The sequence below is a fragment of the Stenotrophomonas indicatrix genome (assembly GCA_041545745.1).
In the GTDB taxonomy this organism is placed as follows: Bacteria; Pseudomonadota; Gammaproteobacteria; order Xanthomonadales; family Xanthomonadaceae; genus Stenotrophomonas; species Stenotrophomonas indicatrix_A.
The window spans coordinates 3,249,457-3,269,174 of the sequence record CP168152.1; the positions used below are offsets into that span (position 1 = coordinate 3,249,457).

Here is a 19,718-nt window from a genome sequence, read left to right on the forward strand (position 1 = left end):
CGGGCGCCCTTTTTTGTCGAGATGACCCGTCCTGAATTGGGTTGACACCTTTTCCCTCTGGAAAAGGAATGTTCAATGAAATCAACAATCAGGCGCAGCCAACGGGATTACTCGCTGGCCTTCAAGTTGTCGGTGGTAGACCAGGTCGAGCGCGGGGAGCTGACCTACAAAAAGGCCCAGGAGCGTTATGGGATCCAAGGGCGCAGCACGGTGCTTTCCTGGCTTCGTCGGCATGGTCGGCAGGATTGGTCAGCTGGGGCATCATTGCCTCCCATGAGCACTGTCCCCAAAGCCGGGGCGGCCAAGCCGCTGACGCCGGAACAACAGATCAAGGCCCTGCAGGTCCAGTTGCGGGAGGCAAACGAGAAGGCGCAGTTGTTCGAGGCCATCGTGGATGTCCTCAAAGAGGATTACGGGGTAAAAATCGTAAAAAAGCCTTCCGGCAAGTCCTCACGCAAGGGCGCCTCAAAGGCGTAAGCGTGGCAAGGGCTTGCCGCCATTTCGGCATCAGTCGGCAGGCGTTCTATCAGGCCGGTCACCGCCATCAGCGGCGAGACGCTGCTGATGCTACGGCACTGTCGCTGGTGAGCGACTGCCGCGCGCGCCAGCCTCGGGTCGGTACGCGCAAGCTGCACCATCTGATTGAGCCGAAGCTGCAGGCGGCGGGGATCGCTCTGGGGCGCGATCGTTTATTTGACGTGCTCCGAGAAGCGCGCTTGCTGGTGCCGCAGCGCCGCGCGTATCACAAGACGACCGATAGCCATCATCGCTTCCGCAAGCATCCCAATCTGCTCAAATCCGGTGAAGGATGCATCGTTCCCAGTGGCTGCGAACAGGTGTGGGTGGCTGACATCACCTATCTACCAACAGATGGGAAGTTCGTTTACCTGAGCCTTGTTACCGATGCGTGGTCACGCAAGATCGTAGGCTGGAGCGTGAATGAGACGCTGCAGACCGAACATACCGCGCAGGCATTGGAGATGGCCCTGAAAACCCGGAAAACGAGGCAACGGCTGATCCACCATTCGGATCGGGGCATCCAGTACTGCTTGGACAACTATCAGAAGATCCATGCCAAGCACGGCCTGACCTGCTCCATGACCGACGGCTACGATTGCTATCAGAACGCTCTGGCAGAGCGGATCAACGGGATCCTCAAATGCGAGTTTCTGCTCCGTCGCCCACGGGACCTGGGACAGGCTCGGCAGATGGTGGCTGAGGCAGTGGAGATCTACAACGCCGAGCGCCCCCACCTGTCCCTTAAAATGCAGACGCCCGATGCGATGCACCGGGCGTCCTTGGCCGCCTGACGGCGGCCGGATCATCCACCCCATAGGTGTCAACCTATGGCAGGACGGGTCAAGAGCTCTGCTGGAAAAGGACCCTGACGAATCAGGGCCAAGCCAACCCATGCGGAGAGTGAGCCGCTATGCGCGCAGGTCAGAAATCGTACGAGGCGGTCAGGCGAACCGTACGCGGCGGCGTGAAGTGGGTTCCCATGCCGTAGAGATTGGAAACCGTATCCGGACTTGTCTGGTACGTCGCAGTCGACTGCAGCTGACGCCGCTGGTTGAGTACGTTGAAGACATTCAACCCCAGGCCAAGGCGATTGTCGGCAAACGCTGGCCGGTACAGCACCCCCATGTCCAGCTGCGCCGTCCACGGCTGTCGGCCGGCATCGCCGGGTCGTGACGGTTCGCCATTGCAGTAGTGGTACGCCGAGCCGTAGCCATGCGCCGGATCGCTCTGGTCGCTTCCGTAGTAGCCCAGGCAGTTCTTGGGCATGCCAGACATCACGCGCACGGTCGCCGAGGCGGTCCACTCGTCATTGATCTGATACGCACCGAATGCCTTCAACTGATGCCGGCGATCATTGGCCAGGTAGCCACCGGCATACTCCATCAGCGACACCGCATCCCAATCCTGGGTCTTGGAAACATCATCCTGACCGATATCGGATCTCACCTGCCCTTCGGTGTTGCCGAAGCTGCGCGACCAGGTGTAGTCAAGGCGCGCGTACCAGCGCTCGGACATCGGGTGTTCGATGAACAGATCCACCGCGACGTAGTCGCGCTTGGCCTTCTTGCCGTCGTAGCCCCAATCGGACGCGCTCATGCTGACCGGCGTATAGCCGGACCCATCGCGATGGCGCACCTGGAACGAATTGGTCTGCCCCGGGTTGAAGATCACGCAGCCGGGGAGCTCGTACGCATCGGGATCCAGGCCCATGCCAGCGAGCCGGTCGGCGAAGCGCCCGGAATCACAGGTATCGTCGATGGCCGACTGCAGCCGGCGGAAGGTCAGTTTTGCGCCACTGTTCCAGGTAGTGCCCAAGGTTTTTTCGAAGCCCAGGATCAGCTCATCCTGGTACTGGGAACGCAGGTCCGTGGGCGCCACCGAAAGGGGATCCGGAGCTTGGCCGTACTCGTTGTTGGTTGATACCGGACCGTCGCCCAGAGGCGTCAGGCCCGTGGGATTGCCGTCGGCGTCAATGCCCGTATAGGTGAAGTACTCACGGGTGAAGGTCGACGCGGACGCACCACGGATGGCCACGCTGTTGGGCAATGCCAGGTAGTAGCGGCCAAGGTTGGCGAAGACCTTCAGCGATGCGTCACCGAACACGTCCCAACTGGCGCCCAATCGCGGCGCCCACTGGTCGCCACTTTCCACATACGCAAGCCCATCGCTGTTGTAGTTGGTGAAACGATCATTGCGCAGGCCCAGTGTCAGCAGCCACTCGGGAGTCAGCTGCCAGCGGTCTTCCAGGTAGTAGGCCTTCTGCTTCACCGACATGCTGGTGGTGGTGGTGGAGATGTACTTCTGCACGAAATAGCCATTGCCGCCCGGCGGTGCGATGCCGAGGCCGGGGTTTGGCGACGCATCCGGATTGCCGCGGGAGTAGATCCAGGCATGACCTGGGCCGGTCATGGACTGGCCTTCGTTGTTCGCCCAGTAGGCCATGTTGTCGATGCCGGCGGTCAGTTCGTGGTTACCGATGCGGTACTGCAGATCCATGCGCAGGCCCTGTGTCCTGCTGCCCGCATCGGAGGCCTTGGTATACAGGTCGGCCTGGTCGTTGCGGACCGGCGTTCCACCAGTGAGGGTCGGATCCTGGTTCCCGGCACCACTGATGTAGGGGTTGCCCGAATCCAATGGATTGAATTCCAAGTTGCCGACGCGCGTGCGCCCCCACACTGCGCTCAAGGTCAGGTCGTCGTTGAGGTACCCGGTGTACTTGAAGATGTCGACATCGGTGCTGGCCTTGGTGGTGTTGGGGAAGGTGCCGGTGCGCCCCCCTTCGGCCAACGACGGGTATTCGAACTCCGTGTAGTACCCGCCATAGCGATCATTGTCCTGGAAGCGGGTGTATTCCAGCGTGTTGCTGTCGTTGATGTTCCAGTCGATCTTGCCGTAGAACTTCGGTGTATCCACGCGGTAGTGGTTGCGGGCCTGCTGCGCGCTGGCTTCGCTGGCTGTGGAGATGCCTTCGCGCCGTTCCGACTCCGCCGCGAGATGGATGAACAACCGATCTTCAATCAGCGGTCCGCTGACATACCCGCTGTAGGTGGTGGTAGTCGCCTTGTCCCCCCGACGGTAGCGGTACAACGTGCCCGGCTTGGACTCGTTCTCGTAGGCATATCCATCCGGCAGGACCATGTCGGGGTAGTTGACCGATGCCGGCGACTCGGAAAGCTCCGCCGGTGCCCACGTCACCTGGGCACCGAACCGCCACCGGTTGGTGCCGCGTTTTCCCAGCTGGTTGATGACACCGCCGGTGGAGCGGCCATAGCCGGCGCCGTACCCGCCGGTGAAGGTCTCCTGCTGATCGATGGAACCATAGGGCAGGCTGATGCCGCCGAGGTTGCTCAGCGGGTCGGTGACATTGAAGCCGTTAAGGTAGTAGGCGTTCTCGGTAACGCTTGCGCCGCCGAACGACAGCACGGATCGCGAACCGTTGGAGAATTCACCGCTGCCGGCGACCACCCCCGGGGCCAACAGAGCGATGGCCTCGGCACTTCGGCCCAGCGGCAGCACATCCAGTTGTTCGGACGTGATGACGGACTTGGAGACCGTGTGGGTCACATCGATCTTCGGCAGGTTTGCTGCAGTGACGTTGACCGCGTCCAGCGTGATGGCCGGGCCATGTGCGGCGAAGCTCACTTCGGTACCACTGCCCACGCGCAGCTGGACGTTGTCCTGCTGCTCGATGACACGGCCGTCGCGCTGCACGCTGACGCTGTAGCGTCCCACCGGCAACGCGCCAAAGCTGTAGCGGCCCTGTGCATCGATGGCTGCCGTCCGCCGCAGACCGCTGTCGCTCTGGGCGACAACGGTAGCGCCTTCGCCACCGGCGGCGGTGCCGTACAACGTACCCGTCGTGCTCTGAGCAGCAACGGCACCAACGATGGAAAACAAGACTGCCGAAAGCGCACAGCGCTTCAACACACGATGCGTGGATGCAAATGCCATGAAACTCTCTCCCGTGATGAAACTGACGGGGATTTATAGGCACGGGTGTCCTTCGCGAGACAGTGCTGCAACACGCGATGAATCATGGCGAAAGCGTCAACAAGCGGGCATCGACGACGCCTTTGAATCGGGCCAGATGCCTGAAAACATGGGAATTCCAGCCAATCAGCCACACCGTGGCGACAGCATCCGCAGCAGGACAACAGAGGTCACATACGTCACAGGGACGCGGTCGATGCGTTGTGTTAAGCGTTCGATACGACAGCCCCGCGTTCCGGTTCCGACACTCATGGCGTATCCAGCGCTGCACCGATACCCATCACACCGCCTCCAACGTTCCCCGGTAATGCACGATCCGCCCCACCACTGGCGCGCCGATCTCCACGTCGAACACGAATCGCCCGTCCACTTCATGCTCGAAGCTGTTGTCCCCCGGCAGCAGCGCGCGCGGCAACGGCATGCCCAGGATCGACCATCGCCGCGGCACCAGCTGCAGCCGCCCGTTCTCCACCAGCAGCGCCAACGCTACCGACACCACACCAAAACGCTCGACCAGCAGCGCTTCGTTGCGCCCCTGCCCCTGCGTCTGCAACGAAGAAAAACGACGGCCGGCAAATGTCCGCGTCCAGCGCTCGCCGCCCGCCTCCGGGCTGAACTCCACACTGACCGGCACGTTCCCGCCCTCGGCAGGGAAACCGAACACCTTCCCCAGCAACCGCGACAGCAGTCCGCGACCACGCTCGACCGACGCCGTGCCGCTCCAGCGCTTGGCTGCAGACGGTGCGTGCAGCGCCTGCACGCTGGCCGACAGTTGCGCATATGCGCTGCCAAGCACGCGCTGGTATAGGCTGGCACCGGGCATGTCCCGGCGGAAACCGGTGTGGATGGTGCGGCCTTCAAACAGGCGGTCGTAGTCGCTCAACTCCAGTGCATGCGTGGCCGCGCGCGCCCCGGGCGCCGGCCGATCACCGGCCAGCTGCTTGCGGATCACCGCCTCGATCGCCATCGACGGAATGTACGGGCCGTCATCGGCCTCGGCCAGCAGGTGCCAGCTCTGTTCCACCCGCGCACCGCCGCAGGTACCAACCGCACGCACGATCATGCCGCCGCGATGCTCGCCGAACTTCATCAGGTTCAATACCGTGTAGAACCACCGCGAGCACGGCTCCAGCGACGGTAGTTTCAGATGCAGGCGCGCCTTGGCCAACAGGTTCAGCACGCGATGCAGGATTTCCGGCACCGGGCCAGCTCCTATCCAGATGTCGGTCATCGCCGGGTGTTCGGGCGGCAGCACCTGCAGATCGGGCACATCCACCAGAGAGAAATGCAGGTTGCGCAGCGGCAGCCGCCCCGGCACCGCGACGGTGAAGCGGCGACTCTCGGCCAGGCCGATGCCGTGCCCATCGCGACCATTGCGGCGCAGCTTCACCGGCGCACCGGCATAGCCGACGACCGCACGCATCACATTCAGACCAATGCCGGCATACGGCGATGGCGCGATACCGCCTTCCACGCTGACGATGTCCATGTGCGTGGCCATTTCGCGCAGTACCGCCGCGGTCAAAACCGGGAAGCTGCTGACGCCCGAAAGCACGTAGATGCCGGCGGCCCTGGCCTGCGCGTCGTACTGCGAAACGCCGAATACGAAGTCCGCCGCGTCGGCGAAGTCCAGATAATCAATGCCGGCGGCGATGCAGGCTTCGATCGCGCCGTAGCGATGTTCGCCGTAGTCCTGGAAAGGACCGGAGGCATCCACTACCAGGGCCGGTCGCTCGGCCTGCAAAGCCGCAGCCAGCTGCTGCCGGTCGACCTGCAGCGGGCGCAGCGTCGATTGCCCCACATAGCTTGCACAGAAGGCCTGTGCCGCCGCCAGGTTGCGGCCACCGATCAGCAGTTCCAGCATCGGCAGGTCCGCCAGCAAGCGGACCAGACGCCCCCCGAACACCCCATATCCACCCAGAATCAGGATCTTCACGCATCGTCCCTGTCGTGTCGTCTGCCCATGGTAGCGCGACGCCGCCCGCTCCCGCAGTGCAGCACGATCCGGCATTAACACCACGCGTGCTATCGCTGCGCCTTCGTCCACTGCGGAGCCCCACCATGGCTCACAAGAACACCATCTGCGTCTGGTACGACAGCGGCGCGCTTGAGGCCGCCACGTTCTATGCAAAGACCTTTCCCGACAGTGAAGTAACCGCCGTGCATCACGCGCCGGGTGACTTCCCCGACGGCAAGCAGGGCGACGTTCTCACCGTCGAATTCACGGTCTGCGGCGTCCCCTGCGTCGGCCTCAATGGCGGCCCGACTTTCAAGCACAGCGAAGCGTTCTCCTTCCAGATTTCCACCGAGGACCAGGCCGAGACCGATCGCCTGTGGAATGCCATCGTCGGCAATGGTGGCCAGGAGAGCCAATGCGGCTGGTGCAAGGACCGCTGGGGCATCTCCTGGCAGATCAGCCCACGCATGCTGATCGAAGCGGTGACCAGCGAGGACAAGGCCCTGGCCAAGCGCGCCTTCAACGCGATGATGCCGATGAAGAAGATCGACATCGCCACCATCGAAGCGGCGATCCGCAACGCATGACGACGTGGGACACGATCATCGTTGGCGGCGGCCACAACGGGCTGGTGTGTGCGGCGTATCTGGCGCGCGCGGGGCAACGCGTGCTGGTGCTGGAGCGCCGCGGCGTACTCGGCGGTGCTGCGGTCACCGAGGAGTTCCACCCGGGCTTCCGCAACTCGGTGGCCTCGTACACGGTATCGCTGCTGCAGCCGAAGGTGATCGAGGAACTGCAGCTGCATGCGCACGGGCTGCGCATCGTCGCGCGGCAGGCCAACAACTTCCTGCCGTTGCCCGACGGTCGCCACCTGCTGTCTGCACCGGGCCGCACCCAGGCTGAAGTGGCGAAATTTTCCGAGCGCGATGCGCAGGCGCTGCCCGCCTATGAGGCTCGCCTGGAAGTATTTGCCGACGTGCTGCGCGACTGGGCGCTGCGTCCGCCGCCCGACCTCGGGGTGACAGCCGGCTGGCGCGCGCTGCCCGCGCTGTGGCAGATGGGCCGGCTGGGGCGCGAGCTGGCCGCACTCGATCCTGCATTGCGGCAGGAACTGCTGGATCTGTTCACCCTGTCGGCCGCGGAGTACCTGGACCGTTGGTTCGAGAGCGAGCCGATCAAGGCCCTGTTCGGTTTCGATGGCATTGTCGGCAACTACGCCAGCCCCTACACGCCAGGCAGCGCCTACGTGCTGCTGCATCACGTGTTCGGCCAGTGCAACGGGGTCAAGGGTGCCTGGGGCCATGCCATCGGTGGCATGGGCGCGATCAGCCAGGCCATCGCCGCATCCGCGCGTGCGGCAGGTGCAGAGCTGCGCGTGGATGCCGGCGTGCAGCGCCTGCTGGTTGAAGACGGACGCGTGGTCGGCGTCACGCTGTCCGGCGGTGAGAGCCTGCGCGCACGTGCCGTGGTGGCCAACGTCAATCCGAAGCTGCTGTACGAACAGCTGCTGCTGCCTGCGCAGGTTCCAGCCACCACCCGCGAACGCATGGCGAACTGGCGCTGCGGCTCGGGCACGTTCCGGATGAACGTGGCGCTGTCGCGACTGCCGGATTTCCGCGCCCTGCCCGGCCCTGGCGACCACCTCAGTGCCGGCATCATCATGGCGCCCAGCCTGGATTACATGGACCGTGCCTGGCTGGATGCACGCCGCGAGGGCTGGTCGCGCGAGCCGATCGTGGAGATGCTGATTCCGAGCACGCTGGACGACTCGCTGGCGCCACCCGGCCAGCATGTGGCCAGCCTGTTCTGCCAGCACGTGGCGCCGGAGCTTCCCGATGGCCGTCACTGGGATGACCACCGCGATACTGTCGCCGACCTGATGATCGCCACCGTCGATCACTTCGCCCCCGGCTTCGCCGGCAGCGTGCTCGGTCGACAGGCGCTCTCACCGTTGGATCTGGAACGGACGTTCGGACTGATCGGCGGTGACATCTTCCACGGCGCGCTCAGCGCCAACCAGTTGTTCTCGGCGAGGCCAATGGTCGGCCAGGCCGGCTATCGCGGCGCCCTGCCCGGCCTGTACCTGTGCGGCGCGGGTACGCATCCGGGCGGTGGGGTGACCGGTGCACCCGGGCACAATGCAGCGCAGGTGGTGCTGCAGGACCAGTAGATCCACGCCATGCGTGGATGTGGGTACAACCCGCCGCCTGCATTACCTGCTGTTGGTAGGCGCCAACCTTGGTTGGCACAACGTGGCAGAGGTGAGTGCCAACCAAGGTTGGCATCTACCGGCGTCAAAGCGTGCCAACCAAGGTTGGCACCCACAGCGTCAAATGAGCCTGCGGCTCATTTGACGCTGCGCAGATGGTTCGGGCGCTTCGGCGGGCCGGGGGGACGACGCTTGTTGAACGGCGGTTGGCCGCGCCAGTAGCGGATCAGCAGCCAGCCGAACAGCATGCCGCCCAGGTGCGCGAAGTGGGCCACGCCCGGCTGCCAACCGGTCATGCCCAGCACCAGCTCGCCGACACCGAACAGGATCACGAACGTACGCGCCTTCATCGGAATCGGCGGGAACAGCAGCATCACCCGCTGGTTGGGGAACAGCATGCCGTAGGCCAGCAGCAGACCGAACACGCCACCGGAAGCCCCCAGCACCGTGGCCGGATTGTCGAGCATGGTGCCGACCAGCAACTGGCACAGGCCGGCGCCGACCACGCACACCAGGTAATAGATCAGGAAGCGCTTCTCACCCCAGGTCTGCTCCAGCGGCGCGCCGAACATGAAGACGGCCAGCATGTTGAAGAACAGATGGAAGAAGCTGCCATGCAGGAAACCGTAGGTCAGCAGCTGCCAGGGCTGGAAGTTGCCGCCCGGCGAGAACGCATCGAAACCCTGCTGCAGTGGCTGCAGCATGAACGGCTCGAAGGTCTGCATGCCGAGCAGGAACGGCTGCTGCAGCAGGAACAGGATCGCGTTGGCGATCAACAGGGCCTTGGTAACGGTTGGCAGTCGCGGGAACATGGGGACACCGGCATCGAACGGCCTCCATCATAGCCGCAGCACCGGCCCTTTTTTGACCCGAGCGGACGGTCGCCCGTTCAGTCGCAGGCAGCGATCAACCCGGCCCCCATACGGCGGCATCCAGCGCCGCCGCCGGGTCGACTGCGGGCATCCGCACCCGCCCGTTTTCCACGACGACACCCTCGGCACGCAGCCGCTGCGACTGCTCGCGCCAGCCGGCCGAACCTTCGGCCATGGCGATGCGCCCATCCGAGCGCAGCACCCGGTGCCAGGGCAGCAAGGGATCCTCATTCTGGCCGAGGATGCGCGCGGTCAGCCGGGCGCGTCCGGGCAGGCCCGCGCGCATCGCGACCTGGCCGTAGCCCATCACCTGTCCCGGCGGAATCGCATGGATAACCGCCAGGATGCGCGCACGCGCCTGCTCCGGCGTCAGCGGCGCAGCCGCGTCACCAGCAGTACGCCGAGCAGGACCAGCACGGTGCCGACGATCTGCGCCGGCCCCATCGGTTCGTCGAGCAGCCATAGGCTCATCACGATGGTGGAAACCGGGCCCAGCATACCGACCTGCGCGGCCAGCGACGAGCCGACGCGCTGCACCGCCAGCATGATCGCCAGCACCGGCAGCACGGTGCAGACCGTCGCATTGATCAGCGACAGCCACTGCACGGCAGCGGGGGCCTGCCACAGCAACGGCAGCGGATGGGTGATGGTGAAATGCAGCAGCACCAGCACACTGGCCACGCAGCTGGCGTAGGCGGTCAGACGAACTGCGCCGATACGAGCGACCACCTGCCCGCTGCCGAACAGATAGAGCGCATAGCTGAGCGCGCTGCCCATCACCAGCAGGCTGCCGAGAATGATCTGCCCACCTTCGCGCTGCAGGTCATGGCCGAACGCGATCAGCACGCCGAGATAGCTGAGCACCAGCGCACCGATCTGCCATCGACCCGGCCGCTGCCGCGCCAGCAGCACGTTGATCAGCAGCACCAGGGTCGGGTTCAAGTACAGGATCAACCGTTCCAAGGTCACGCTGATGTACTGCAGGCCCTGGAAATCCAGCAGGCTGGACAGGTAGTAACCGGTGAAGCCGAGCCACAGCACGCGTGCGCGGTCAGCCCAGGACAGTCGCTCCGCACGGCGCGAAGCCCACACCGCCATCAGCGCGAACAGGGGCAGCGCCATCAGCATGCGCAGCGCCAGCAGCGTGGTGGCATCCACGCCATGGCGCAGCCCCAGCTTGACGATGATCGCCTTGCCCGAGGCGGCAATGGCGCCGATCGCAGCCAGGCCAATGCCGCCCAAGGCGATGCGCGGGGACGAGGTGGCGATACGGGGGGAAGAAGTAGACATCAGGAAGAAAACGGGCCGCACGGGCGGCTGGAAGGAGCCGGATTGCTTCCAATTGTCTCATGGCACTTCCGGGCGAACGACCCGATTTCCGTTCATGCCCACTGCAACGCCTGATCCACGCATGGCGTGGATCTACCGTGTCGACCAAGGTCGACACCTACCAACAGAGGTTGCCGGCCAGCGGCCGGCACTACCGTGAGCGTCGGCTCAGCGCATCAACACCACCTCTTCAGCAGACGTCGGGTGAATCGCCACCGTGTCGTCGAACTGGGCCTTGGTCGCACCCATCTTCACCGCCACCGCGAAACCCTGCAGGATCTCGTCGGCCGCTTCGCCCAGCAGGTGCACGCCGACCACACGCTCCTCCGGCCCGGCACACACCATCTTGAACAGGCTGCGCTGGGTGCCGTTGGCCAGTGCCTGCAGCATCGGCCGGAACCGGCTGTGGTACACCGTCACCTGCTCGAAGCGCGCACGTGCGTCTTCCTCGCTCATGCCCACTGCGCCCAGCGGCGGGTGCGAGAACACCACGCTGGCCACATTGTCATAGTCCATCTTCGCGTCCGGGCGGCCACCAAACAGACGATCCATCAGACGTCGCGATGCAGCCACGGCGACCGGCGTCAGGCCGACCTTGCCTGCGATGTCACCGACCGCATGCACGCTTGGTACCGCCGTGGTCTGCCACTCGTCCACCTCCACCTGCTGGTGTTCGCCAATGCCGATGCCCAGCGCCTCCAGGCCCAGATCCCTGCTGTTGCCGCGCCGACCGGTCGCGAAGAACACGGCATCGAACATGCTGTCGGTCGGACCGTCATGGCCGAAAGCGCGCACGCGTTCGCCGTCACGCTTCAACTCACGCAGACGGTAATCGAAGTGGATGCGGACACCCTGCTGGCGCAGGTTCTCGGCCAGCTGCGCGGTCAGCTCGTAGTCGAAGCGCTCCAGCAGGCGACTGCCACGTACCAGCAGGCTCACCTTGCTGCCCAGCGCCTGCAACAGCCCGGCAAGTTCCACCGCGATGTAGCCGCCGCCGATGATGGCGACCTCGGCCGGTGCCGCACGCAGGTCGAAGAAGTCATCGGACACCAGGCCCAGTTCGGCGCCGGGAATGTCGGGCCGCTGCGGATGCGCCCCGGTAGCGATGAGGATCTGTGCAGCGCTGTACTGCACGCCATCACTGCACGCCACGGTGTGCGCATCCAGCAGATGGCCACGGGCCGGAATACGCACCACGCCGGTTTCATCCAGGCGCTTGTGATAACTGGTGTGGATGTTGCTGATGTAGGCCTGGCGATGGATCACCAGTTCTTTCCACGACAGCGCCGGGCGCGCCTCCACGTCGAAGCCCATCGCGTTGGCAAGGCCGATGCGCTCGGCCAGGTCGGCCGCCAGCCACATCGCCTTCTTCGGCACGCAACCTACATTCACGCAGGTGCCGCCCAGTTCACCCGGCTCCAGCAGGGCAACACGCTTGCCATGCTGCGCAGCGCGGATGGCGCCGGCCAGGCCAGCGGAACCGCCGCCAAGGACGATCAGATCGTAGTCATAAGAGGGAGTGTTCATCGGAATCGCTCGGGTCGACAGGGAACAGGATCGATGGCGGGCGCGCGCCCGCAGAGAAGATCGACAGGCAGCTGGCTGGCGCAGGCACTCATGCTGCTGCGAGCATGCCATGGCCCGCTGCAGGCCAGACGTGAGGGTATGCAGCGACACGCGTGGCGATGCACGCAGCCACGCAGGAAGAGTTGTGCGTGGCCAGCATCGATCAGCCCTGCCCGGCCCCACGGCGCATCGCTGGCCATTGCCGGTACGTCATCGCACGCCACAACCATTCCATCGGACCGAAGCGGAAACGGCGCAGCCACAGACGGCTGAGGATTACCTGCGCAGCGAACAGCAGCAAGGCCAACAGCAGCTGCCAGGCACGCGGCACTGCGTCGAACCACCCCAGCCCGTAGTGATAGAACAGCAACGTACAGACCAGCGATTGACCAAGGTAATGGGTCAGCGCCATCCGGCCGACCGGCGCCAGCCAGCCCATGCGCGCACGCCAGTGCACGATCCAGGCCAGGTAGCCCAGGCACATCGGCACGCCGCCCACGGCCACCAGGGCCATTGCCGCGGTGGTCGGCAGGTCATAGACACCCGGCGCCAGATAGGGCTTCCACAACACACCCGCCAGGGTGACCAGCAGGCCCAGAGGCAGCGCGACCCAGCGCAGGCCGGCATACAACCGGGGGAAACGTTCCGGCGCGGTCAATGCGCCGCTGCCAGCGAACCAGGCACCCAGCAGGAACATGCCCAGCACTTCGGGTCCGGAAATGAACATGCCACCCAGCGACGCGCCGAACTCCTGCAGGCGCTGCACGTTGGCCTGCATCCAGTCGCCCTGGCCATACACCAGACGTTGCTGGTCGATGCCCTGCTGCGCGTCGACCAGCATCTTCTGCAGGTCCTGCGGAGTGGCCATCGACACCATTGCGCCGACCAGCAGCATCAGCGCAACACCCAGTGCATACACCAGCAGACCCATCCACGGCAGCCAGCTGCGCGGTGCTTCGCGGCAGGCCAGCAACGGCAGCGAGGCCAGTGCATACAACACCAGGATGTCGCCCGACCAGACCAGCAGCGCGTGGCACAGGCCGATCAGCAACAGCCCGGCGCTGCGGCGCAGGTAGAACGGCGTGAACTGGCGACCCGCCGCTTCAGCACGCTGGGCCATCACCGCAAAGCCCGCACCGAACAACAGCGAGAACAGGGTGAAGAATTTCCCCTGCACGAACACGTAGACGAAGGCATCGGCCCAGTAGTCGATGCCCTGCCAATGGGCGTCGATGCCGGTGAAGGCCAGGTCCAGCGGCCCGCTGAGGGCCTCGATGTTCATCAACAGGATGCCCAGCAGGGCAAACCCACGCAGTATGTCCAGCAGGGCGATGCGTTCGCCGGAAGCCACCGGTTGCAGGGAAGGGGAAGCGGTGTTCACGGGGCATCCGGCGTGCAGGTCCGTCATTATGCCGCCGGCCTGCGGACCATGGATGGCTCCGCCCTGTTCCACATACGCAACGGCCCGCCGAAGCGGGCCGTTGCTGCCATCACGATCGCAACGCGATCAGTGCTGGTGACCGCCGTCGCCGTGGACGTGGCCGTGTTCGAGCTCTTCCTTGCCGGCTTCGCGCACGTCGACGATCTCGACGTCGAAATGCAGGTCCTTGCCGGCCATCGGGTGGTTCAGGTCGACGTCGACCACGCTCATGCCGACCTTCTGCACGGTCACGGCACGCGGGCCGAAGTTGGTCTGCAGCACGACCTGCTGGCCCGGGACCAGCTTGGCGGTACCGAAGTGCTTCTTCGGCACGCGCTGGGACAGGCCATCACGGCGCTCGCCGTAAGCATCGGCCGCCTTGACGTCGACGTCGAAGGTCGCGCCGGCTTCCTTGTCCATCATGGCGTTTTCCAGGCCCGGGATGATGTTGCCGTGGCCGATCAGGATCGCCAGCGGCTCGCCGCGGTCCTTGGACGATTCGATCGGCTCCTGGCCGGCCTCGGAGACGGTGTAGTGGAAGCGGACAACGCGGTCTTTTTCGATCTTCATGCGCAACTCTGTCTGGATCTGCCGGAGGCAGGCGGGTTGGGGCGGGTTGTCGCCCGGCGGGGACGCCGCCATCATGACGGCCAATCCAAGGTCGCGCATTATCCGGAGAACATGCACATCACGCCAGTTTCGTCCGGCACGCGCCGGCGCCTCGCGCCCGCCCTGCTGCTGGCCCTGCCCCTTCTGCTGACCGCCTGTGGCGGCGGCAAGGCCGTCCGTTCCGCACCACCACCGCCTGCGGCAAGCTGGCCCAGCACCACACCGGACAACCCCGAGGCCGCCAATTCGGTGCTGATGCGCGCCATCAGCCTGGTCGGCACGCCCTACCGCTATGGCGGCAACACGCCTGAATCCGGCTTCGACTGCAGTGGCCTGGTCGCCTACGTCTATCGTGAAATGCTGGATCTGAAGCTGCCGCGGACCTCACGCGACCTGGCGGCGGTACAGGGCCCGAAGATCGATCCGAAGCGCCTGGCGACCGGCGACCTGGTCTTTTTTGGCAGCCGCGGCAATGTCAGTCACGTGGGGATCTACGTGGGCGAAGGTCGATTCGTGCACGCCCCGAGCACCGGCGGAACGGTGCGCCTGGATTCGCTTAGCGGACCCTACTGGAAGGACCACTACACAGGGGCGAAACGCGTCCTTCGCTAAAATGAACAGGCGATATGTTCAAAATTGTGACAGACGTCACTGCGTAACTAACGATTTACTAACGGAATTTTTAACTTATTACCGCTTTTACAGGGCATGATGCCCCATCGTTTTTTTCCTTGTGACCGACGCGTGACGACAAACGACCCGACGTGCCAAGGCCAGACCGCCGCTTCTTCGCGTAGTGTCCGCCCGCTTCTGCTGGGCTTGGCATTGTGTCTGACCAGCCTTCCCGCCTGGTCGCAGTCCGCTCCCACCCGTACCGATGCGACCCCGGCTGCCACCGCCGAGACCGCCCCCCGCGCAGCCGCCAAGGCCGACGCCACCGCTTCGCAGCGCAGCCGCGCCGATGCCGCCGCCAGCGCCACTCTGGCCGCCCTGCTGCCGCACCTGGCCGCCAACGACACCATTCCCCTGATGGACCGCTCGGCCATGGTGGCCGGCGACCTCAGCCGCCTGCTCGCCAATTACGACACCAGCAGCGCCGCCAATGGCAGCGTCGTGGTCGGTACCGCTGCCGACAACGGCAAGGTGCAGTCGTTGCTGCGCCGTGCCATGACCCTGCTCGGCACCCCGTATCGTTGGGGTGGCAGCAATCCGGACAGCGGCTTCGACTGCAGCGGCCTGGTCGGTTATGTGTTCCGCTCGGCCCTGGGCATCGAGCTGCCGCGCGTCTCGCGTGAAATGGCGCATGACGCCAATGCCGAACTGATCAACGACCGCGCCGCCCTGGCCGCAGGCGACCTGGTGTTCTTCGGCCGCAAGGGCCGGGTCGACCACGTCGGCATCTATGTGGGTGATGGCCGCTTCCTGCATGCCCCGAGCACCGGCAAGGACGTCCGCGTCGACACCCTGCTCAGTGGCTACTGGGGCAACAAGTTCATGCAGGCCCGCCGGGTCGACCTCTGATTCGAGGCCGTCCACGCCTGACCTGACAAGCCGCTGCCCTGCAGCGGCTTTTTTGTTGGCTCATTGGGCAGGCGATGGCCGCTGCTCGACGCATGCTGCGTTGGTCATTGATGTCACGGTCCTGTTGGGCCGCAACCGGCCACCCACGCGTGGCCGCAGCATCCCGGCGTGGGGCGGCACACCGATGATGACCTGTCAGCCGCCCGCGTTGCCCGGATGCTGGGGGAAGGCATGGCGGCAAGCCAGGAGATTCCATCGCGCTGCGTGATCTGGTTCGGCCAGCCACCGGCCGCCGAACGCGGCGCGCTGGCGGCCGCCGGATGGCAACTGCGCTGTGTCAGCCCTGCGCCTGCCATGGCCATTGGCCTGCGCAGCCGCGATCACCTGGTCGCCGTGGTCGATCTTCGTCATCTGGATGCGGAGGCGGCGCAGTTGCTGCTGCCGTGGGTCGAGCAGCACCATCACCTGCCGTGGTTGGCCGTGCTGCCTGCGGGGTTGGGCAGCCCTCCTCCTGCCTGGGGGGCGCTGCTGCGGGCCTGCCAGAATCAGTTCTCGCTGCCGCTGGAGCTGCCCGACCTGCTGTCGGCAATGCAGCGCCAGTGCGACGGCGATGACCTGCCACTTGCCGCGGTCCACAAGGGTGGCGGTCTTCCAGCGCTGATCGGCACCAGCGCCCCGTTGCTGGCCGTCCGCGCTGCCCTGCACAAATTCGCCCCGGTCGAACTGCCAGTGCTGGTGACAGGCGAGACTGGCACCGGCAAGGAGTTGGCCGCGCAGGCGCTGCATGCGCTGTCCGGGCGTACGGGGAAGCCCTTCCTGGCGGTCAACTGCGGCGCCATTCCCGCCAACCTGGTGCAGTCCGAACTGTTCGGTCACGAGCGTGGAGCTTTCACCGGCGCCTCCCAACGTCGCATCGGCCTGTTCGAAACAGCCCATGGCGGCACCGTATTCCTCGATGAGGTTGGCGACCTGCCTGCAGATGCGCAGACCAGTCTGCTGCGGGTACTGCAGGAGGGCACGCTGGAACGGGTGGGCAGCAATCAGCCACTGCGGGTGGATGTGCGCGTGCTGGCGGCCACCCATGTCGAACTGGAACAGGCCGTTGCCCAGGGCCACTTCCGGCGCGATCTCTACTACCGCCTCAATGTGCTGCGCCTGCCGATGCCATCGCTGCGCGAACGCGGCGCCGATGTCCTGCTGCTGGCCGAACACTTCCTGCGCGCATTCCGCCAGCATCATGCCGGCCGTGCACGTGGCTTCGATTCTGGCGCGCACCAGGCGATGCGAGGGTTCGACTGGCCGGGCAACGTGCGCGAACTGTTGAACCGCGTACAGCGGGCGGCGATCGTGGCGGAGGGAGAACTGATCAGCGCGGCCGACCTGGACCTGGCCGAACCCGATGCGCCCGCACGACGTGCGCTGCTGCAGGATGCACGTGGCCAGGTGGAACGCGATGTGCTGCTGCAGGCCCTGCGCCAGCACGGCTACAACGTGTCGGCGTGCGCGCGGCACATGCAGATCTCGCGGGTGACGGTCTATCGGTTGTGCCGCAAACATCATCTTGAGCTGCCGGCGCAGCGCTGACCGCTGGCAGCTTGAAGCAGCCGGGCATGGCCCGGCCCCACCTACAACATGTACGGCACCTTGAAGGCCAGCGTGAAGTCCGGCGCATCCGGGGTCAGGCCGATGCCCAGCATCGTCACCAGCGTGGTGTGCTGGTTCAACGCGTAGGTCACGCCGAGATTGAGCGACGCCGCATTGGCATCGCTGCCGATCACCTTCACCCACTCACCGCCCTTGAACCGGGTCGAGGCGCGCGTGCTGATCTTGTCGCTGAAGGAAATGCTCAGGCTGGTGCGCTCGTTGAACGCGAAGGCTACGCCGGCACCGAAGTACACCGAACCGCCCAGCTTCACGTCACCGGGGTTGACCGTATCCGGGTTGCTGTCGATATCGCTGAAGCCGCGCGGGAACGAATGGATGTAGCCGGCGTTGGCGAACAGGATGGCCGGATCGGCGGTCTTCACCATCGATACGCCGAGGTTGGCCTGCCACACCCCGTTGCCGGTCGGCTGTTCCTGCGGCACCGCGAAGCGGATGTAATCATCATCGTCGCGCTCGATCACTTTCCAGTCCAGGCCATAGGGTGCGCGACCCGTTGGAGCAGTCACGCCACCGGTCAGTACCGTCTCCGGGCGCCAGCCGCGTTCGGCGAACAGCCGGTAATTGGCACTCAGGCTGACATCGCCGATGCCACTGCCGTTGGTTTCTTCCTGCGCGATCGCCGCCGCCGCACCGCCGGCACCGCCCTTCTGGTAGACCGTGCGCCGGGCCAGGTACGGTACGTCCATGTTCAAGGTGAGGTTGGGGCTGACGCCCCAGCGCGCGGCCAGGTTGTAGGTCAACGAATCGGACTCGACGTTCTCGATCGCGATGTTGCCGAGGAAGATCGCATCCAGGGCGAGGAAGCCGTTGAGGGTGAGTTGCTTGCGGTCGTAGCGCGCATAGGTGAGGCCGTTCTCGATGGTGAACCGGCGCGAGAACAACGCCGCCTGCTGCTGCTTGACGTCATCCACGCTGCGCCGGGCCTCCTGCTTGGCCTGCTGTGCCTCGGCGGCGCTGCTGGCATAGCCTTCGCTGCTGGGCGGAACAACGGATGCCGCAGCGGACGCCAACGGTGCAGCGGGGGTCGCAGCGGGTCCTGCGCGGCCGCTCAGCCGCGCTTGCATCGCCTGCACCTGCATGTCCAGTTCGCGCAGGCGGCGTACCTCCTGTGCGTAATTGGCCTTGAGCTGTTCCAGTTGCGCGATCAATGCCTGCATGTCGGCGCCGTCACTGGGCGCGGGCTGCTGGGCGAAGGCAGTGACCGCCAGCGCCGCCAGCGCCAGCGGAGTAAGCCGGTAGAGAGTGTGCATGTCGGTGACCTGCGTTGTACGTCGATTCCCCCCGACCAGACCGTGTTACTGGCCTGGGCCCATGCCGCGGTTCATCCCGATTGCCTGGGCCACGTTCTGGCTCAAGGGCAGGTTGTTGGCCGCGGTATTGCGTACCAGCTCCAGCTGCAGCCGGTTGCTGGCGGTCTGTCCATCGCCGGCCAGGGCAATGCCCTGCCCCACGCTGCCATTGCGGATCCACTGCTGAACCAGGCTCTGCCCGTCGACCTGCAGCAGCAGGCGCGCCTGGTTGCCATCAAGCACGGCCGTTGCGGTGGTGCCTCCCTGTTGTACCTGCGCCATGCGGCTGCCGTCGTCGCTCATTGCAGTCGGCACGGCGCCATCACGCACGGTCAGCGTGGTCATGTTGCGTGCGGTGTTGCCATCACCGGCCACCTGCACGCTCTGCACCAGTCCGCTGGCATTGGCCAGGCCGGTACTGTCGATGCTGCGCCCTGTCGTCGTCGGCAACGGTGCGTCAGCGGCGGTGACGTGGACGCTCGGCTGGAAGCTCAGCTTCGGTGTTCCGCCATTGCGGAAATCCATGCCAAGGGTCAGCGCGCCCTGCACCACCGCACCGTTGGGCCCCTGCCACTGCGAAATCATCGTCACCCCGAACCAGGCCACGTTGTTGCCACCGACGGTGTAGCGGCCACGCATCAGGTTCAGTTCGGGATCGGGTATTTCCTTCAGGCCTCGCCCCGGTGCACCGTCTGCCGCCATCAACGGCGACACCGACAGCATCAGCAGCAGGGCGAGTACTACACGTTGGCATTGCATGATCGTGCCTCCT

Annotated in this window: 16 protein-coding genes and 1 pseudogene; 6 read left to right on the top strand and 11 right to left on the bottom strand. The window is 65.2% G+C overall.

What is annotated here, in order from left to right:
• Nucleotides 1-75: 75 nt before the first annotated feature.
• Nucleotides 76-1,310, top strand: a protein-coding gene (locus tag ACEF39_RS14945; protein WP_500285609.1) for an IS3 family transposase whose coding sequence is annotated in 2 segments (ribosomal slippage) — nucleotides 76-427 and nucleotides 427-1,310 — 1,236 coding nt in all. Because the reading frame shifts where the segments join, the coding sequence is not laid out codon by codon here.
• A gap of 130 nt (nucleotides 1,311-1,440) precedes the next feature.
• Here ACEF39_RS14945 and ACEF39_RS14950 read toward each other — a convergent pair.
• Complete coding sequence (locus ACEF39_RS14950; protein ID WP_500285610.1) at nucleotides 1,441-4,470, bottom strand: TonB-dependent receptor; 3,030 nt, start codon at nucleotides 4,468-4,470, stop codon at nucleotides 1,441-1,443.
• Nucleotides 4,471-4,789: 319 nt separating this feature from the next.
• The gene (locus tag ACEF39_RS14955) at nucleotides 4,790-6,445 is read right to left on the bottom strand and encodes a saccharopine dehydrogenase family protein (RefSeq protein ID WP_500285611.1); all 1,656 of its coding nucleotides are present in this window, start codon (nucleotides 6,443-6,445) and stop codon (nucleotides 4,790-4,792) included.
• 125 nt (nucleotides 6,446-6,570) lie between these two features.
• Between ACEF39_RS14955 and ACEF39_RS14960 the strand changes: the two genes are divergently transcribed.
• Complete coding sequence (locus ACEF39_RS14960; RefSeq protein WP_500285612.1) at nucleotides 6,571-7,053, top strand: VOC family protein; 483 nt, start codon at nucleotides 6,571-6,573, stop codon at nucleotides 7,051-7,053.
• Entirely contained in the window at nucleotides 7,050-8,636 is a 1,587-nt protein-coding gene (locus ACEF39_RS14965) for a phytoene desaturase family protein (RefSeq protein ID WP_500285613.1), read from the top strand. The genes ACEF39_RS14960 and ACEF39_RS14965 overlap by 4 nt, the downstream gene beginning before the upstream one ends.
• A gap of 176 nt (nucleotides 8,637-8,812) precedes the next feature.
• On the opposite strand, the gene ACEF39_RS14970 is transcribed toward ACEF39_RS14965, so the two are convergent.
• The 7 genes and pseudogenes from ACEF39_RS14970 to ACEF39_RS15000 all read right to left on the bottom strand — a co-directional run bounded on the left by ACEF39_RS14970 (nucleotide 8,813) and on the right by ACEF39_RS15000 (nucleotide 14,432).
• Nucleotides 8,813-9,487 carry a rhomboid family intramembrane serine protease gene (locus tag ACEF39_RS14970; RefSeq protein WP_099819012.1) on the bottom strand — a complete coding sequence of 225 codons (675 nt, stop codon included), beginning with the start codon at nucleotides 9,485-9,487 and terminating at the stop codon, nucleotides 8,813-8,815.
• A gap of 94 nt (nucleotides 9,488-9,581) precedes the next feature.
• Nucleotides 9,582-10,010, bottom strand: a complete 429-nt coding sequence (locus ACEF39_RS14975; RefSeq protein ID WP_500285614.1) for an MGMT family protein — start codon at nucleotides 10,008-10,010, stop codon at nucleotides 9,582-9,584.
• Nucleotides 9,917-10,837 carry a DMT family transporter gene (locus tag ACEF39_RS14980; protein ID WP_500285615.1) on the bottom strand — a complete coding sequence of 307 codons (921 nt, stop codon included), beginning with the start codon at nucleotides 10,835-10,837 and terminating at the stop codon, nucleotides 9,917-9,919. Before ACEF39_RS14980 ends, ACEF39_RS14975 begins: the two co-directional genes overlap by 94 nt.
• A 207-nt stretch (nucleotides 10,838-11,044) precedes the next feature.
• Nucleotides 11,045-12,403, bottom strand: coding sequence for a glutathione-disulfide reductase (gorA, locus tag ACEF39_RS14985; RefSeq protein ID WP_500285616.1), 1,359 nt, complete (start codon nucleotides 12,401-12,403; stop codon nucleotides 11,045-11,047).
• Nucleotides 12,400-12,551, bottom strand: a pseudogene (locus tag ACEF39_RS14990) (amino acid dehydrogenase); the annotation flags it as partial. The pseudogene ACEF39_RS14990 and the gene gorA, both read right to left, overlap by 4 nt.
• A 54-nt stretch (nucleotides 12,552-12,605) precedes the next feature.
• The gene (locus ACEF39_RS14995) at nucleotides 12,606-13,850 is read right to left on the bottom strand and encodes a DUF418 domain-containing protein (RefSeq protein WP_500285617.1); all 1,245 of its coding nucleotides are present in this window, start codon (nucleotides 13,848-13,850) and stop codon (nucleotides 12,606-12,608) included.
• 99 nt (nucleotides 13,851-13,949) lie between these two features.
• Nucleotides 13,950-14,432: an FKBP-type peptidyl-prolyl cis-trans isomerase gene (locus ACEF39_RS15000; RefSeq protein WP_025876084.1), complete on the bottom strand. Its 483-nt coding sequence runs from the start codon at nucleotides 14,430-14,432 to the stop codon at nucleotides 13,950-13,952.
• Between the two features lie 111 nt (nucleotides 14,433-14,543).
• On the opposite strand from ACEF39_RS15000, the gene ACEF39_RS15005 reads away from it, so the two are divergent.
• The 3 genes from ACEF39_RS15005 (at nucleotide 14,544) to ACEF39_RS15015 (ending at nucleotide 17,576) form a co-directional block, all read left to right on the top strand.
• Nucleotides 14,544-15,083, top strand: a complete 540-nt coding sequence (locus tag ACEF39_RS15005) for a C40 family peptidase (RefSeq protein WP_099819008.1) — start codon at nucleotides 14,544-14,546, stop codon at nucleotides 15,081-15,083.
• Between the two features lie 132 nt (nucleotides 15,084-15,215).
• On the top strand, nucleotides 15,216-15,992 hold the full coding sequence (locus ACEF39_RS15010; protein WP_500285618.1) for a C40 family peptidase: 777 nt from the start codon (nucleotides 15,216-15,218) through the stop codon (nucleotides 15,990-15,992).
• Nucleotides 15,993-16,223: 231 nt separating this feature from the next.
• Nucleotides 16,224-17,576: a sigma-54 interaction domain-containing protein gene (locus tag ACEF39_RS15015; RefSeq protein ID WP_500288034.1), complete on the top strand. Its 1,353-nt coding sequence runs from the start codon at nucleotides 16,224-16,226 to the stop codon at nucleotides 17,574-17,576.
• A 41-nt stretch (nucleotides 17,577-17,617) separates the two neighbouring features.
• Here ACEF39_RS15015 and ACEF39_RS15020 read toward each other — a convergent pair whose 3' ends face one another.
• Complete coding sequence (locus ACEF39_RS15020) at nucleotides 17,618-18,907, bottom strand: transporter (RefSeq protein ID WP_500285619.1); 1,290 nt, start codon at nucleotides 18,905-18,907, stop codon at nucleotides 17,618-17,620.
• A gap of 45 nt (nucleotides 18,908-18,952) precedes the next feature.
• Nucleotides 18,953-19,705 (bottom strand): hypothetical protein, encoded by a 753-nt coding sequence (locus ACEF39_RS15025; RefSeq protein ID WP_500285620.1) that lies wholly within the window; start codon nucleotides 19,703-19,705, stop codon nucleotides 18,953-18,955.
• Between the last annotated feature and the right edge of the window lie 13 nt (nucleotides 19,706-19,718).